Source organism: Microbacterium sp. NPDC057944, assembly GCF_042887445.1.
GTDB classification, from domain to species: Bacteria; Actinomycetota; Actinomycetes; order Actinomycetales; family Microbacteriaceae; genus Microbacterium; species Microbacterium natoriense.
This window is the reverse complement of the sequence record NZ_JBHVPJ010000001.1, coordinates 1,528,675-1,543,702: the sequence shown is the minus strand read 5'-3', so window position 1 is coordinate 1,543,702 and position 15,028 is coordinate 1,528,675. Positions and strand designations below refer to the sequence as shown.

The following is a 15,028-nucleotide window of genomic DNA, read 5'->3' as shown; positions in this document are numbered from 1 at the left end:
GGCATCCTCCGTTCACAACTCCTCAATGTTGACGTTACCACGCCGTCGGACGTACCATGTTTACGTGAACACGCACGAATCTCCGGAGTTCCGAACGGCGACCCTCTCCGCCGGCGTCACCAAGCGCGCGACGACGCTCGCCGACGGCCGCGACCTCATCTACTACGACGACCCCGACACCGCGCTCCCCGCGGAGCGCTCGATCGACGCGCGCACCCTCGACCCGCGCCCCGACACGGCCACGATGCGGCTCGACGTGCTCACCGGTGACTGGATCACGGTCGCCGCGAACCGCCAGAACCGCGTCATGATGCCGAGCGCCGACGCCGACCCGCTGGCGCCGCAGACTCCGACCAATCCGTCGGAGGTCCCCTCGCGCTACGACGTCGCGGTGTTCGAGAACAAGTCCCCCGCGTTCGGACCCGCCCTCGCCGAGGCCACCGGCGACGCTCCCGGAGCGTCCAACCCTCCGCGTGGACTCGACGACCTCGCCGCCCTCGGACTCGGACGCACCCGCACCTCGGTCGGCCGCTGCGAGGTCGTGTGCTTCAGCCCGGAGCACACCGGATCCTTCGGCACCCAGAGCGTCACCCGCGCCCGCACCGTGATCGAGGCCTGGGCCGACCGCACCGCCGCTCTGTCGCAGCTGCCCGGTATCGAGCAGGTCTTCCCCTTCGAGAACCGCGGCGAGGCGATCGGCGTGACCCTGCCCCACCCGCACGGCCAGATCTACGCCTACCCCTACGTCACCCCGCGCACCACCCGCGTGCTGGAGAGCATCGACCGCACGGCGCCCGACCTGTTCCAGCGCATCCTCGAGTTCGAGCAGTCGTCGGAGCGGGTCGTCTTCCGCGGCGAGCACTGGACGGCCTTCGTGCCCTTCGCCGCCCGCTGGCCGCTGGAGGTGCACCTGATGCCCCACCGTCACGTCCCCGACTTCGCCGAGACGACGGATGCCGAGCGCGACGAGCTCGCCCCGCTCTACCTGCGTCTGCTCCGCGGCGTCGACGCGCTGTACGAGACCCCGACCCCGTACATCGCCGCGTGGCACCAGGCTCCGGTCAACACCGGCCGCGACAGCGTGCGCCTGCACCTGCAGCTCACCAGTCCTCGCCGCGCCGCCGACAAGCTCAAGTTCCTCGCCGGATCCGAGGCCGCCATGTGGGCATGGGCCGCCGAGGTCGCACCCGAGCAGGGCGCCGCCCGCATCCGCGAAGCCATCGCCCGCGCAGAGGAGGCGTCCGCATGACCACCACCCAGGATGCCGCGACGGCGCTGTTCCTCGAGCTCACCGGCCGCGAGCCCGAGGGCCTCTGGTCGGCTCCCGGCCGGGTGAACCTCATCGGCGAGCACACCGACTACAACGACGGATTCGTGCTGCCCTTCGCGATCCCGCACCGCACGGTCGCGGCCGTCGGTCGACGCGAGGACGGTGTCGGCCGTGTGCGTGTCGCCTCGACGTTCGCCGCGGAGCCGGTCGAGGTCGCCCTCGACGAGCTCGACGGCCTGTTCCCGACGGCGGCCGGCGCGGAGCCCGCCGTCCCGGAGTGGGCGGCCTACCCGCTGGGGGTCGCCTGGGCTCTGGCTCAGGCCGCGTCCGTCGCGGGATCGGGCGTCGACATCGCGATCGCCTCCGACGTCCCCGTCGGCGCCGGGCTCTCCTCGTCCGCTGCGATCGAGGGCGCCACGGCATCCGCCCTGAACGACCTGTGGGGAGCCGGCCTCGACCGGGTCGCCCTCGCCCGCGTGGGCCGCAGGGCCGAGAACGAGGCCGTGGGAGCGCCCACCGGGATCATGGACCAGATGGCATCCATGCTCGGCGAGCCGGATGCCGCGACCTTCCTCGACTGCCGCTCGCTGGAGGCGCAGCTCGTGCCGCTCGGCGTGGCCGAGGCCGGTCTCGCGATCCTCGTCATGGACACCCGCGTGAAGCACGCGCACTCCACCGGAGGCTATGGAGAGCGCCGTGCTGCCTGCGAGCGCGGGGCCGCGATCATGGGCGTCCCCTCGCTGCGCGACGTGACGGTCGCCGACCTGCCCAGGGCCGAGGCGCTCATGGACGACGTCACGTTCCGCCGCGTGCGCCACGTCGTGACCGAGAACCAGCGTGTGCTCGACACCGTCCGCGTGCTGCGCGAGTCCGGCGCCAGGGCGATCGGCGACCTGCTCGTCGCCTCGCACGCCTCGATGCGCGACGACTTCGAGATCTCGGTTCCCGAGCTCGACACGGCGGTCGAGGCGGCCCTCGCCGCCGGGGCGCTCGGCGCACGGATGACGGGCGGCGGCTTCGGCGGAGCCGCGATCGCGCTGATCGAGGCCGACGCCGTCGCGGACGTGTCGGACGCCGTGGCCTCCGCGTTCGCGGCATCCGGGTTCTCCGCGCCCCACCTGTTCACCGTCGTGCCGTCCGCCGGCGCCGGTCGCGACGCCTGAGGACGTGCGCCCGTGCGGCGAGCACGCAGGTCGCCCTGGAATACTGAGCACCCGACCCTGAAGGAGAACCATGTCCTGGATCGTCACCGGCGGCGCCGGCTACATCGGATCGCACGTCGTGCGGGCACTGTCGGATGCCGGGCTCGCTCCGGTCGTGATCGATGACCTCTCCAGCGGGGTCGCGTCGTTCGTGCCGGAGGGCGTGCCGTTCGTCCGCGGCAGCATCCTCGATCGGGACCTCGTCGAGCGCACGCTGCGTGAGCACGACGCCGAGGGAGTGATCCACGTCGCCGGCTTCAAGTACGCGGGCGTCTCGGTGCAGCGTCCGCTGCACACCTACGCGCAGAACGTCGAGGGCACGCGCGTGGTGCTGGAGGCGATGGCCGCCGCGGGTGTCGCGAACATCGTGTTCTCGTCGTCGGCCGCGGTGTTCGGCACCCCCGACGTCGATCTGGTCGTCGAAGACACGGCGAAGCGGCCGGCCAACCCCTACGGCGAGTCGAAGCTCATCGGCGAATGGCTGCTGCGCGACCAGGCCACCGCGACCGCCGACTCCGCGCATCCGCTCCGGCACACATCGCTGCGCTACTTCAACGTCGTCGGCTCGGCCGACCCCACGGTCTACGACGTGAGTCCGCACAACCTCTTCCCTATCGTGTTCGAGGCGCTGATCGCGGGCAGGACCCCGAAGATCTTCGGAGACGACTACGCCACCCCCGACGGCACGAACGTGCGCGACTACGTGCACGTGGGCGACATCGCCGCCGCGCACGTCGCCGCCGCGCGACGCCTGTCGGCGGGCGAGTCGATCGAGCCCGCCTACAACCTGGGCTCGGGTGACGGCCTCAGCGTGACGCAGATCATGGATGCCGTGGCTCGCGTGACCGGCATCGACTTCACCCCCGAGGTCGGCCCCCGGCGCCCCGGCGACCCCGACCGCATCGTCGCGACCGGCGAGCTCGCCGCCCGCGACCTCGACTGGCGGATGCGCTACACGGTCGACGAGATGGTCCGCACCGGCTGGGAGGCTCGTCGCGCGGCAGTGTGATCGGTACGGCTCCGGGATCGCCCGTCCGGGCGAAGAACGGGTACCCCTTCCCCGATTCGCCCGGACGGGCGATCCCTCCGCCTCGTGTCGCGCTCGGGCGACGCCCTCAGGGTGCTCGGAAGGGTCAGAGGTCGCGGGTGCGGATCGGGTAGAACCAGAAGCACACCCAGGCCAGGGCTGTGAAGACGAGCGGGATCACCGCGACCATCACGCGGATGCCGCCGTCCACGGCATCCGGCTGGCTGTCGCCCAGCGTCGCGTCGAACCCGGATGCCGTCAGCACGACGGCGGCGACGATCGCCTGCACCACCACGGCCCCGCGCACGACGAACCCGTTCACCCCGAAGTACGCGCCCTCGCGCCGATGCCCCGTGCGCACGGCGTCGTCGTCGATGATCTGCGCCAGCATCACCTCGAGCAGCTGGAGGAGGCCACCGATGCCGACCCCCACCGCGATGCCGACGAGAGCCGCGGCGAGCACCGAGGTCGGGAGCAGGTAGCCGAGCACGGCGACGCCGAAGACGCCGACGCTCCACAGCAGCGCCGTACGCGGCGAGGTGCGCCGCACGACCGCGCTCCACAGCACGATCGACGGGATGGCCGTCACGAAGATGGCGCCGAGCAGCACGCTGCCCTCCCCTTCCGCCGCGTGCAGCGAGTACCGCACGTAGAACGGGAGCGCGGCGAGGATGATCGCGATCGACGTCTGCACGCACAGCGACCCGAGCACGTACGGCACGAAAGCGCGGTTGGCGAAGGTGAGCGTCAGCTGGCGCCGCCAGGTCATGGCCTCGGACGCCGCCTCCGGCACGGTGCGCTCGACCATGCCGCCGAGGAACGACCACACGAGGAGGACGAGGCAGACCCCGCCGAGCACGAGCGCCATGCCAGGCCAGCCCAGCGAGCCGTACAGCGCCGGGGCTCCTGCGGTGCCCAGCACCATGCCGAGGATCGCGAAGATCTGCCGCGGGACGTTGCCGCGGGCGCGCTCCTCCGTGGTGCGGAAGATCTCGGGGAACAGGGCGGAGATGTTGAGCACGACCACGACGAAGGCGATGTCGTACACCGCGACGACCACGAGGAACCAGGCGATCAGCCCGGGGACGGGGAGCTCAGGCGGCATCCACACCAGCGCGAAGGCCACGACCAGCGGCACGATGCCGAGTCCGATCCAGGGCACCCGGCGCCCCCACGGCGTGCGGATCCGGTCGGACAGCGCACCCACGACGGGGTTGAGCACGGCGTTGAGGATGCCGTGGGCGATCATGGCCGCGGCGACCCATCCCGGCGGCACGCCCAGGTGCGTGACGTAGAAGTAGACGACGAAGGCCGAGAAGGTCTGCGCCATCAGCTGGGTCGGGAACCCGGAGGCGCCGAAGGCGATCGTCTGGGCGCGCGGCGGCGCCGCGTCGATGCGGCGGTCGCGGAGCGCGCCGAACAGGGTCACCGCGCCGCACTTCGCTGCAGCTCACGCAGCGCGCGCCAGCCGATGCGCACGAGACCCTCGTCCTCGATCGCCTGCAGCACAGCGGGGTCGGCGAGCAGCCGGTGCTCGTACCCGCGCTTGGCGGCGGCGAAGTCGACCGCCGCCCTGAGCTCCGCGTCGTCGATCATCGGATGCAGGTAGATCTCGGTGACTCCGGCGGGGACGGCGCGCAGCAGCGCGATGAAGCCGTCGCGCACCTGCTCGTACCCCTCCTCGGCATCCGTGCCCTCGCCGACGATCTCGAAGGGGTGCGACCAGAGCCGGTCGATGATCTCGACGCCGAGGGAGTCCGCCGCAGCGGCCGCCCGGTCGAGGGTGCGCTGCAGCTCGACGTCCGCGTCTGCGCCGTCCATGCTGCGCGGCAGCCGGAAGGGCAGACCGTGGCGTGCGGCGAGCGCGAACACCGGTGCGAGGAAGTCGCGGCCGGTGAGGAGTCCGTAGACCGAGCCCATGTGGTTGTCGAGGTGGGTGACGTCGACCCCGGCGTCGAGCGCGGTCTGCAGCTGCGCGGCGATCTCGGCGGCGACGTCGTCTTCGGCCGCGTTCTCCTCGACCGGCCGCACCTCCGAGGGGAAGAACCCGTCGGCGTCGACGAGCGTCGTGCCCACGCCGGTGAGCGGCCGCCAGCGGTACCGGGTCCACTCGCTGGTCAGCACGAGGTGCACGCCCACGTCGAGGTCGGTGCGGGATGCCGCGAACGCCAGCGCCTCCGGCGACCACGGGCACGGCACCATCACCGTCGTGGAGTCGATGCGCCCGGCATCCAGCAGCTCGGTGATCGCGAGGTTCGCCGCGTGGCACATGCCGAAGTCGTCGGCGTTGAGGATGATCGCCCGTGCTCCGGGGGCGAGGCCGAGCCGATCGGCGAGGTCGGAGATCATCGACTGCTCCTGTCGGGGAGGACGCTGCTGAACACGGTGGTGCGGAGGGCGGATGCCGCCTCGCCGATCGCGCCGACCAGCGGCGCCTCCGGCCCGAACGACGAGACCAGGAAGCGCATGGGCAGCTGCGCGGCGTAGGCGTCGGCCACGGACTGCACGGCGTCGACGAGCACGGGGTGCGCCGCCGATCCGCTCAGCACGAACGCCTCGGGGTCGAGCACGAGGGCGACGCTGCCCGCGACGAGGGTGATGCGCCGCCCCATCTCGGCGGCCATCGCGAGCGCGGCCTCATCACCGGCGGCCGCCGCGTCGAGGTGCTGGTCGAGCGTGAGCGAGGGGTCGCGCCCGTTCGTCAGCGCCAGGTCACCCACGACCGCGTCGCCCAGCACGGGCGCGCCGATCGGCAGCGGGGTCTGCGGCAGGTACATGACCTCTCCCGCGACACCGGAGAAGCCTCTGTGCAGCATGCCGTCGATCACGATGCCCCCGCCGAGGCCGTCGTCGAGCAGCAGCAGCGCGAAGCTGGAGAGCTCGGCGCCCGCTCCCGAGGTGAGCTCGGCCAGAGCGGCGAGGTTGACGTCGTTCTCCACGCGCACGGGACAGTCGAGCCGGGAGATCAGGGCCGCCTTGAACGCGCCGCCGTCTGGGCCCTGGTCGTCGCGGATGCCGCCGTCGGCCGTGACGATGCCGGGCACTCCGACGACGACGAGGCGCAGCGGCGCCTGCACCGCCAGCAGGCACTCGTCGATGAGGCCCGTGATGTGCTCGACCCGGTCGCCGCGGAGCGGGAAGGGCGCGTGCTGCTCCGCTCTGACGACGCCCATCGGGTCGACGAGCGCGACGTGCGCGGCATGGTGGTCGACGTGGACGGCGGCGGCCACGCCGAGTCGGGGATGCAGCGCCACCCTGCTCGCCGCGGGCCCCCTGGTCTCACGGTCGACGCCGGCGGGGACGACGGCGCCCGCGCCCTCGAGCATCCGCAGCACCTGGGTGACGGCGGTGCGCGAGAGGCCGGTCGCGGCCATGAGCTCGGCGCGGGTCTGCGGCCCCCTGCGCCCGAGGGTCTCGAGGATCGCCCGCCCGTTGAGCGTGCGGAGCAGAGACTGCGGACCTGCGATCGGCCTGGCCATGGTGATCCCCCGGGAGTCGACTTCGATCAGCCTGACACATCGCGTCGTACTTGTCGACGGGTGTTGCACGTGCCCGATCCGCCTCCCTTAGGGTGGACGGATGACGCAGCTGGTGATCCGCGAGGCTCAGATCGACGACGCCGACGAGGTCGCCGCCGTGCACGTGCGCTCCTGGCAGGTCGCGTACCGAGGACTCATGCCGCAGGAGCTCCTCGACGGCCTCTCCATCGAGGAGCGTGCGGCGGGGTGGCGGCGCTTCGTCGCCGAACCGCTGCCGACCGGCCTCGGCATCCTCGTCGCTGTCCGCGACGGCGCCGTCATCGGCTGGACATCGTTCGGCTCGGGGCGCGACGGCGACGGGCTGGCCGACGGCGAGGTGTACGGCATCTACGCCGACCCCTCCGCATGGTCGACCGGCGTCGGCCACGCCCTGCTCACCGCCGCGGAGAAGGTCATCGCGGATGCCGGGCACACCCGCGCCTACCTGTGGGTGCTCGACGGCAACGACAGGGCAGACGCCTTCTACGCGGCGCACGGCTGGATCGCCGACGGCGCGACCAAGGTCGACGAACGTCCGTACGCGTCGTTCGCGGAGCACCGCCGCGTGAAAGACCCGCTGCGCTGAGCGGACGACGCCGGCGTCAGACGGACGGCGTCAGCGCGCTCGTCGCCGCGCGGCCTTCTCCGCACGCGCCGCGGAACGGGCCTCCGCCGCGGAGAGGCCGAGGTGCGGGGCAGAGCGGATCCAGGCGTAGGTCGCGGCCTCCGAGGCGTGATCGCCGAGCGCCGCGAAGCACGCGGCGAGATCGAACGCCGACGCCCTGACGCGCACCATCAGGTCTGCGTCGGCGGTGCCCGCACCGATGTCGAGCACCCGGCGGTGCGCTCCGGCGGCCTCCGCCGTGCGCGCGAGTCCTCCGAAGAGGATCGCCTGGTTCCGGAGCGCCTTCGCGCAGCGGAGCCGACCGGATGCCGTGTCGATCGACTGCCCGTGCACGGCGACGACGTGCTCGTAGGCGGCGAGAGCGCCGGCGACGTCGCCGCTCTCGTCGATCATGATGGCGCTGTTGTAGACGCCCTGCTGGCGCGTCGTCGCCAGCTCTCCGTCTGTCGCCCCCTCGGCGAGCGCATCGAGCGCCTCGTATGCCGCGATCGCCCCGCGAGGGTCCCCGAGAGCTCCGAGCGCCATGCCCAGCCGGAGGTACGCGCGGGCCTGCACGCGCTCGGCGCGGAGGTCGCTCCCTGCCCGGATGACGGTCGCCTGGCGCGCCAGCGTCGCGACCTGCTCCCAGTACTTGGCGTCCTGGAGCCAGCCCGCCCAGGCGTCCAGCGCCGCGAGCCGCAGCATCGCGACATCGACGTCGTCTGTTCCGGCGCTCTCCTCGACGATGCCCCTCCACAGGCCCTCCGCGTCGGCGATCCGCCCCTTCTCGGCGAGCTCGTCGGCGGCGTAGAGACGGTCCCGCAGCGACCGGTACCGTTCGGTCGCCGCATCACCGGACGCGGCATCCGCCCCCGGTAGCAGCGAGAGGATCCGGAGGTTCTCGCGGGCGCGGCGGACCGTGTCCTGGATGTCGTCGTCCTCGACGTCGCCGAAGCGGGCGTCGAGCGCGCGGAGCAGATCGATCGCCGCGCCCGTGCTCCCCTGCTCATGCGACTCCACCGCGTCGCCGAGCATCCTGGTCGCATCGAGTCGGCGGATCCTCACGTCGGGGTCGTCGGCGAATCGTTCGGCGAAGAGGCGCCGCAGCTCCCTCGATTCGGTCTGCCCTGTGAGGTCGGAGCGCCACGCCGACCACAGCGCGTTGGCCGCCCACAGGCGCACGTCGCCGGACGGGTCCGCGGAGAACGCGGCGAGAACCTCGTCGATCGTCTTCCGGGATGCGTCCTGCCCTCCGGCCTCACGGAGGAACCTGCTCTCCCAGTACCCCGCCTGCACGCGCTCCGACCTGGCGATGTCGTGCCCCGTCGCCCGCACGTTCGCGGAGAGTCGGGCGAGCGTCGACAGCGCGTCGTCCCGCCTCCCGAGATCGGACTGCCGGAGCGCCCTGTCGAGGAGCAGCGCGGCCATCATCGGCACCGTCTCGACGTCGTCCCAGAAGGCGGCGAACCGCTCCTCCACGGCGAGGGACGCGGCCACGGCCGCCGCGGGATCCCGCTCCGGAGACGAGGACTCGCGCGCCGCCGTCGCCCCATCGGGATGGCCGAGCACGCTCGCGATGCCCGCCGCGACGCCGAACCGGGCGAGGGCCGACCGCGGATCGTCGTCTGACCGGAACACCCGGTCGGCCTCGCGCAGCAGCGCAAGACCGGATGCCGTCGCGTACGCGGTGGGGCCGACGTGGCGAAGAAGATCGGAGAGGACGAGGGAGCGCGCATCGGCATCGGCGTCCGTCGCGTACCGCCCGAGGAGAGCAGACCACTCCTCGGCGGCGACGGCATCCCGATCCGCTCCGTCGAGACGATCGAGGATCTCCCCCAGGTGCCGGGTCTCGCGCCGCGCGCGCTGCACACCTGGTTCGCCGAGCCCGTCTGCCAGCAGCCGCCTCAGGGGGGCGACGGCATCGAGCGCCGGAGCGCCCTCGGCGATCGCGATGTCGGCGAGGAGCAGCGCGGCGTCGAGGGCGAATCCCGCGGAACCGGGACCGGAGCGCGCCTCCCGTACGACCAGATCGAGCACCTCGGGAACACCGGAGAGGTCGAGGTCGTTCTCGACGCGCAGCCGCGAGGCGGTGAACATCGCATCGAGCCTGATCGTCGCCGACCGCTGGTCGGCTTCTCCGCCGAGGCGGAGGGCGAGCTCGTCGAGAGCCACGGCGATGGAGGAGGGCGACTGCCCCAGCCACTTGCGGATCATCTGCGCGGTGAGTGCGGCCTCGGCGGCTGCCCGCCGGACGCCCGCATGCGGGGAGTCGCGCCAGCGGGCGTCGAGGGCGACGGCGCGCTGGAGCACCTCCACGTGCAGCACCGGATCGACGTCGTTCAGACCGTGCACGAACTCGATCCGCGGGAGCTCCGCGTACGCCAGCGCCTCCGCCGTGCGCTCGTCGTCGACGCCATCGGTGAGAGCGGCCAGGCGTTCCAGGTGGCGATCGATCGTCTCCGGCTGCTCGATCTCCACGTCGAGTCCGATGAGCAGTCCCGTCGCCTCGGCGAGAGCGCACGCCTCGTCGGCGCCGGTCGCCGATGTCGCCCCTGCGAGCCCTTCGATCAGCAGGGCGCGCGCCGCCCCCTGCTCGCCCTCGTCGATGCGTGCTCGCGCCTCTTCGAGCAGGCTGAAGATCCCCATGTCGACGCGTCCCCCTCCTCGCCGGCCGGCGGGTGCCCTCGGCCGGCGTTCCGCCACGACCGACAGTCTCGCACGGGAGTCGGTCAGGGCGCCGTGCGAGACTCGTCGGTCGCGCCGGAGCGGGCCTCAGTCGGCCAGCATCCCCTCGTCGGTGTACTCCGGCGCGGGGAGCGCCGACAGCTGCAGGCGCCGCATGATCTCCTTGACCTCGTCCTTCGGGCCGCGGCCGAGGTCGACGACGATGCCCTCCTCGTCGGGCTCGAGCGGCTCCAGGGTCGCGAACTGCGAGCCCAGCAGGCTCTGCGGCATGAAGTGATCGAAGCGGGTGCTGAGCCTGTTCGCGATCGTCTCCCGCGTGCCGTCGAGATGGACGAAGGCGACGCCCGGTCCGCTGAGCCGGTCCCGGTAGACGCGTCGCAGCGCCGAGCAGGTCACGATCCCGGGGGTTCCGGATGCCGTGTGCAGCTGGATCCACGCGGCGATCCGCTCCAGCCACGGCCACCGGTCCTCGTCTGTGAGGGGCACCCCGGCGGCCATCTTGGCGACGTTCGCCGCCGGGTGGAGATCGTCGCCCTCTTCGAGGTCCCAGCCCAGCCGCCCCGCGAGCATGCCGGCCACGGTGGACTTGCCCGATCCGGAGACACCCATCACGACCAGCACGATGGGCGGGTCCGGCGGGGTCTGCACGGCGTCCTGTCCGTTCGTCGACGTCATGATCAGACCACCAGGTCCAGGAGCAGCACGCCGGCGAGGCCGACGACCGAGATCAGGCACTCCAGCACCGTCCAGGTCTTGAACGTCTGCGGCAGGCTCGTTCCGAGGTACTGCTTGACGAGCCAGAACCCGGCGTCGTTCACGTGCGAGAGGAACACCGAGCCGGAGCCGATCGCGAGCACGAGGAGGGCGACCTCCGGGCCGGGGAGCGTCGACGCGGCGGAGGTCATGAGACCGGCCGCCGTGATCGTGGCGATCGTGGCTGAGCCCGTGGCGATGCGCACGAGCACGGCGACGAGCCAGCCGAGCAGCAGCACCGAGACACCGCTCTCGAGCACGGCCCTGGTGATGACCTCGCCGATGCCGGTGTCGATGAGGACCTGCTTGAACGCGCCGCCCGCACCCACGATGAGGAGGATGCCGGCGATCGGCGGGAGGCTGCTCTCCAGGGAGTGCGCGACGCTGGTGCGGTTCATCTTCCCGCCGGCGCCGAGCACGAAGATGCCGAAGATCAGCGTGATGAGCAGCGCGATCGCGGGGGTGCCGACGAAGTCGAGCACGACCTTCCACGCATCCGTCGAGTCGGGCGCGATGACCGCGGCGAGCGCCTTGCCCATCATGAGCACGACCGGAAGCAGGATGCTGGAGAGCGCGGCGGCGAACGAGGGGCGCGGGCGCTGCGTGACGTCCTCGCCCTTGTCCTCGGCGGTGAGGAACATGTCGGGCACGGGCACGGGCGCCCACTTCGCGGCGAACCCGCTGAAGACGGGGCCCGCGATGATGATCGTCGGGATCGCGATGATCACGCCGAAGGCGAGGGTGAGGCCGAGGTTCGCGCCGAGGGCGTCGATCGCGATCAGCGGTCCGGGGTGCGGGGGCACGAGGCCGTGCATCGCGGAGAGGCCGGCGAGGGTGGGGATGGCGATCTTCATCAGCGCGACGCCCGAGCGGCGGGCGACGAGGATGATCACCGGGATGAGCAGCACGAGGCCGATCTCGAAGAACATCGGCAGACCGATCACGGCGCCGACGACGCCCATCGTCCAGGGCAGCGCTCTCTTGCTCGACCGCGACACGAGGGTGTCGACGACGCGATCCGCGCCGCCGGAGTCGGCGAGCAGCTTGCCGAACATCGCGCCGAGGGCGATCAGCACGCCGACGCCGCCCATGGTCGAGCCGAAGCCGTTGGAGAAGCTGGTGAGCGCCTGGCCGGTGGCCATGCCCGCGCCGATGCCGACGCCGAGGGCGCCGATCGTCAGGGCGAGGAAGGGATGCACCTTCAGCCAGGTGATCAGGACGATGATCACGGCGAAGCCGATCAGTGCGGCGGTGATGAGCTGGGCGTCCGAGCCGACAGGGACGATCGGGGCAGGGTCCGCCGTCTTCAGCAGTGTCAAGGGAACCATCATTGTTCCTCCCATGGGGGAAGCACTGTCCGAGAGCCACGGCGCTTCCGTCTGATATTTACGAGTACGGTACCTAAATAATCAGACTATTTCAAGATCTGTGCGGGATTATCTGCTCCGCTGGCGTGAGCGGATGCAAACATCGGGTCTTTCCCCTACCATGAGGCCATGCCTCAGAACGCTCTGCACGATGTGATCGTCGAGCGCTGGGGTGCGGACATCGGCGCCGAGCGCCGCACCCCCGGCAGCCGGATCATCATGGACGACGCCGTGGCCGAGTTCGGCGCCTCACGCAGCGCGATCCGCGAGGCGGTGCGCGTGCTCGAATCGCTCGGCATGGTCGCGTCGCGCCAGCGCGTCGGCATCATCGTGCAGCCGCCGGAGACGTGGAGCCCCTACGACCAGCGCGTACTGCGGTGGCGGCTCGACGGACCGCGGCGCGCCGAACTGCTGCAGAGCCTCAGCGAGCTCCGCAGCGCCGTCGAACCCGTCGCAGCCCGGCTCGCCGCGCTCCACGCGACCCCGGCGCAGTGCGGTGCGCTGACCGCCGCGGTCATCGGGATGTCGTCGACCTCACGCGCCGCCGACACCGACGAGTACCTCGCCCACGACATCGACTTCCACACCACGCTGCTCCAGGCCTCGCACAACGTCATGCTCAGCAGCCTGTCGCCGATCGTCGTCGCGGTCCTCGAGGGCAGGACGCACCACGACCTGATGCCGGACGTCGCGGATCCGGAGGCTCTGCGCCTGCACGGCGAGGTCGCCGCCGGGGTGCAGTCGAGGGATGCCGAGCGCGCCGAGTCGGCCATGCGGGCGATCGTCGCCGAATCCGCCGAGGCGATGGAGCAGACCACCCGCGCACTGCGCCAGTCGTCGAACGCCTGACCTCTCCGTCTCGTCTCGCTCCGCTCGTCCGACGGCCCGCGGGGCCACCACCCGCGGTCACCGCCACCCGGTCGGGGTACCGTCACCCGGTCGTTGAGCGAGGACGCGCAGCGACCGAGACGAAACGCTTCATGATCCGCACGACTCCAGCCGAAGCCGCGCACACCGCACCCCGTTTCGTCTCGCTCCACTCGCTCAACGACCCGCGGGCGCGGGATCAGTCGAGCGCGGTCATGACGTGCTTGATGCGCGTGTAGTCGTCGAAGCCGTACTGCGACAGGTCCTTGCCGTAGCCGGAGTGCTTGAAGCCGCCGTGCGGCATGTCCGACACGAACGGGATGTGCGTGTTGATCCACACGCAGCCGAAGTCGAGGTCACGCGAGAAGCGCATGGCCCGCGCGTGATCGGTCGTCCACACCGACGACGCGAGCGCGTAGTCCACGCCGTTCGCCAGCGCGAGCGCCTCCTCGTCGGTCTCGAAGGACTGCACCGTCAGCACGGGGCCGAAGATCTCGCCCTGCACGGCCTCGTCGTCCTGCTGCATCCCCGACACGATCGTGGCCTCGAAGAAGTACCCGGCATCCCCCTGCCGCTTGCCGCCGACCTCGATCTTCGCGTGCGCGGGGAGCCGGTCGACGAAGCCCTGCACCTGCGCGAGCTGCGCCGCGCTCGACAGCGGCCCGTAGAGCACGCCCTCCTCACGCGGACCCCCGGTGCGGGCGTCCGTCTTCGTCTTCTCCACCAGAGCGGCGACGAGCTCGTCGTGGATCGACGAGTGCACGAGCACACGGGTCGCGGCGGTGCAGTCCTGCCCGGCGTTGAAGAAGGCGCCCGTGACGATGCCGGATGCCGCCTTCGCGATGTCGGCGCCGGGGAACACGATCGCCGGGGCCTTGCCGCCGAGCTCCAGGTGCACGCGCTTGACGTCGTTCGCGGCCGACCGTGCGACGGCCATGCCCGCGCGCACCGAACCCGTGATCGCGACCATCTGCGGAACCGGATGCTCGACCAGGGCCACACCGGTGTCACGGTCGCCCAGCACGACGTTGAGGGTGCCGCCGGGGGTGTGCATCGCCACGATCTCGGCGAGCAGCAGCGTGGTGAGCGGGGTCGACTCTGCAGGCTTGAGCACGACGGTGTTGCCCGCGGCGAGCGCGGGGGCGATCTTCCACACCGCCATGTTGAGCGGGTAGTTCCACGGGGTGACCTGACCGATCACGCCGACGGGCTCGCGCCGCACGAAGGACGTGTGGCCGGCCATGTACTCCGCGGCGGCGCGCCCCTCGAGACTGCGGGCGGCTCCGGCGAAGAAGCGCAGCTGGTCGATCGACTGCACGATCTCATCGGCCACGAGGCTCGCGCGCGGCTTCCCGGTGTCCTGCGACTCCAGGTCGGCGAACTCCTCCGCACGCGCCTCCATCTCGTCGGCGATGCGGAACAGCGCCAGCTGACGGTCGGCGGGCGTGGTGTCGCGCCAGAGCGGGAAGGCGGCGGATGCCGCGGCGTAGGCCGCGTCGACGTCGCTCGCATCCGACAGGGGCAGCTGCCCGTAGACCTCCTCGGTCGCGGGGTCGATGAGCGGCAGGTGACCCGCTCCGTTCACGGGCACGTAGCGGCCGCCGATGAAGTTCTGCAGCGTCGCGGAGTTCTTCTCTGAGGACATGGCGATATCGTACCGGCATCCGTGCGGATTCTGAAGCTCTTTCTCCCTCGAAACAACTGAATCAGTTGCATGGGCGTGTTCAACCTGTCA

The 15,028-nt window shown here is 71.5% G+C and carries 12 protein-coding genes; 5 read left to right on the top strand and 7 right to left on the bottom strand.

The annotated features are described in order from the left end of the window. The first annotated feature begins 64 nt into the window (after positions 1-64). From galT to galE, 3 genes are all read left to right on the top strand, one after another. Entirely contained in the window at positions 65-1,249 is a 1,185-nt protein-coding gene (gene galT, locus ACFVRO_RS06955; RefSeq protein ID WP_223585848.1) for a galactose-1-phosphate uridylyltransferase, read from the top strand. After that, entirely contained in the window at positions 1,246-2,433 is a 1,188-nt protein-coding gene (galK, locus tag ACFVRO_RS06950; RefSeq protein ID WP_386950720.1) for a galactokinase, read from the top strand. Before galT ends, galK begins: the two co-directional genes overlap by 4 nt. Before the next feature lie 70 nt (positions 2,434-2,503). Beyond that, positions 2,504-3,481 carry a UDP-glucose 4-epimerase GalE gene (galE, locus tag ACFVRO_RS06945; RefSeq protein ID WP_386950717.1) on the top strand — a complete coding sequence of 326 codons (978 nt, stop codon included), beginning with the start codon at positions 2,504-2,506 and terminating at the stop codon, positions 3,479-3,481. A gap of 124 nt (positions 3,482-3,605) precedes the next feature. Here the strand turns inward: galE and ACFVRO_RS06940 are convergent, their stop codons facing one another. The 3 genes from ACFVRO_RS06940 to ACFVRO_RS06930 are packed head-to-tail and all read right to left on the bottom strand — an operon-like array spanning position 3,606 to position 6,978. Further along, the gene (locus ACFVRO_RS06940) at positions 3,606-4,928 is read right to left on the bottom strand and encodes an MFS transporter (protein ID WP_386950715.1); all 1,323 of its coding nucleotides are present in this window, start codon (positions 4,926-4,928) and stop codon (positions 3,606-3,608) included. Then, positions 4,925-5,848 carry a polysaccharide deacetylase family protein gene (locus ACFVRO_RS06935; protein WP_386950712.1) on the bottom strand — a complete coding sequence of 308 codons (924 nt, stop codon included), beginning with the start codon at positions 5,846-5,848 and terminating at the stop codon, positions 4,925-4,927. Before ACFVRO_RS06935 ends, ACFVRO_RS06940 begins: the two co-directional genes overlap by 4 nt. Further along, a complete protein-coding gene (locus ACFVRO_RS06930; RefSeq protein WP_386950709.1) occupies positions 5,845-6,978 on the bottom strand; it encodes an ROK family protein in 1,134 nt (377 codons plus the stop codon). The genes ACFVRO_RS06935 and ACFVRO_RS06930 overlap by 4 nt, the downstream gene beginning before the upstream one ends. Positions 6,979-7,078: 100 nt before the next feature. On the opposite strand from ACFVRO_RS06930, the gene ACFVRO_RS06925 reads away from it, so the two are divergent. After that, a complete protein-coding gene (locus ACFVRO_RS06925) occupies positions 7,079-7,603 on the top strand; it encodes a GNAT family N-acetyltransferase (RefSeq protein ID WP_386950707.1) in 525 nt (174 codons plus the stop codon). Between the two features lie 30 nt (positions 7,604-7,633). On the opposite strand, the gene ACFVRO_RS06920 is transcribed toward ACFVRO_RS06925, so the two are convergent. The 3 genes from ACFVRO_RS06920 to ACFVRO_RS06910 form a co-directional block, all read right to left on the bottom strand. Further along, positions 7,634-10,267: a hypothetical protein gene (locus ACFVRO_RS06920; RefSeq protein ID WP_386950704.1), complete on the bottom strand. Its 2,634-nt coding sequence runs from the start codon at positions 10,265-10,267 to the stop codon at positions 7,634-7,636. 126 nt (positions 10,268-10,393) lie between these two features. Next, the gene (locus tag ACFVRO_RS06915; protein WP_341941238.1) at positions 10,394-10,981 is read right to left on the bottom strand and encodes a gluconokinase; all 588 of its coding nucleotides are present in this window, start codon (positions 10,979-10,981) and stop codon (positions 10,394-10,396) included. A gap of 2 nt (positions 10,982-10,983) precedes the next feature. Next, positions 10,984-12,387, bottom strand: a complete 1,404-nt coding sequence (locus tag ACFVRO_RS06910) for a GntP family permease (protein ID WP_105675183.1) — start codon at positions 12,385-12,387, stop codon at positions 10,984-10,986. A 168-nt stretch (positions 12,388-12,555) separates the two neighbouring features. Between ACFVRO_RS06910 and ACFVRO_RS06905 the strand changes: the two genes are divergently transcribed. Further along, complete coding sequence (locus ACFVRO_RS06905) at positions 12,556-13,275, top strand: FadR/GntR family transcriptional regulator (RefSeq protein WP_386950702.1); 720 nt, start codon at positions 12,556-12,558, stop codon at positions 13,273-13,275. 217 nt (positions 13,276-13,492) lie between these two features. On the opposite strand, the gene ACFVRO_RS06900 is transcribed toward ACFVRO_RS06905, so the two are convergent. Then, positions 13,493-14,938, bottom strand: coding sequence for a gamma-aminobutyraldehyde dehydrogenase (locus ACFVRO_RS06900; RefSeq protein ID WP_105675179.1), 1,446 nt, complete (start codon positions 14,936-14,938; stop codon positions 13,493-13,495). Positions 14,939-15,028 lie beyond the last annotated feature (90 nt).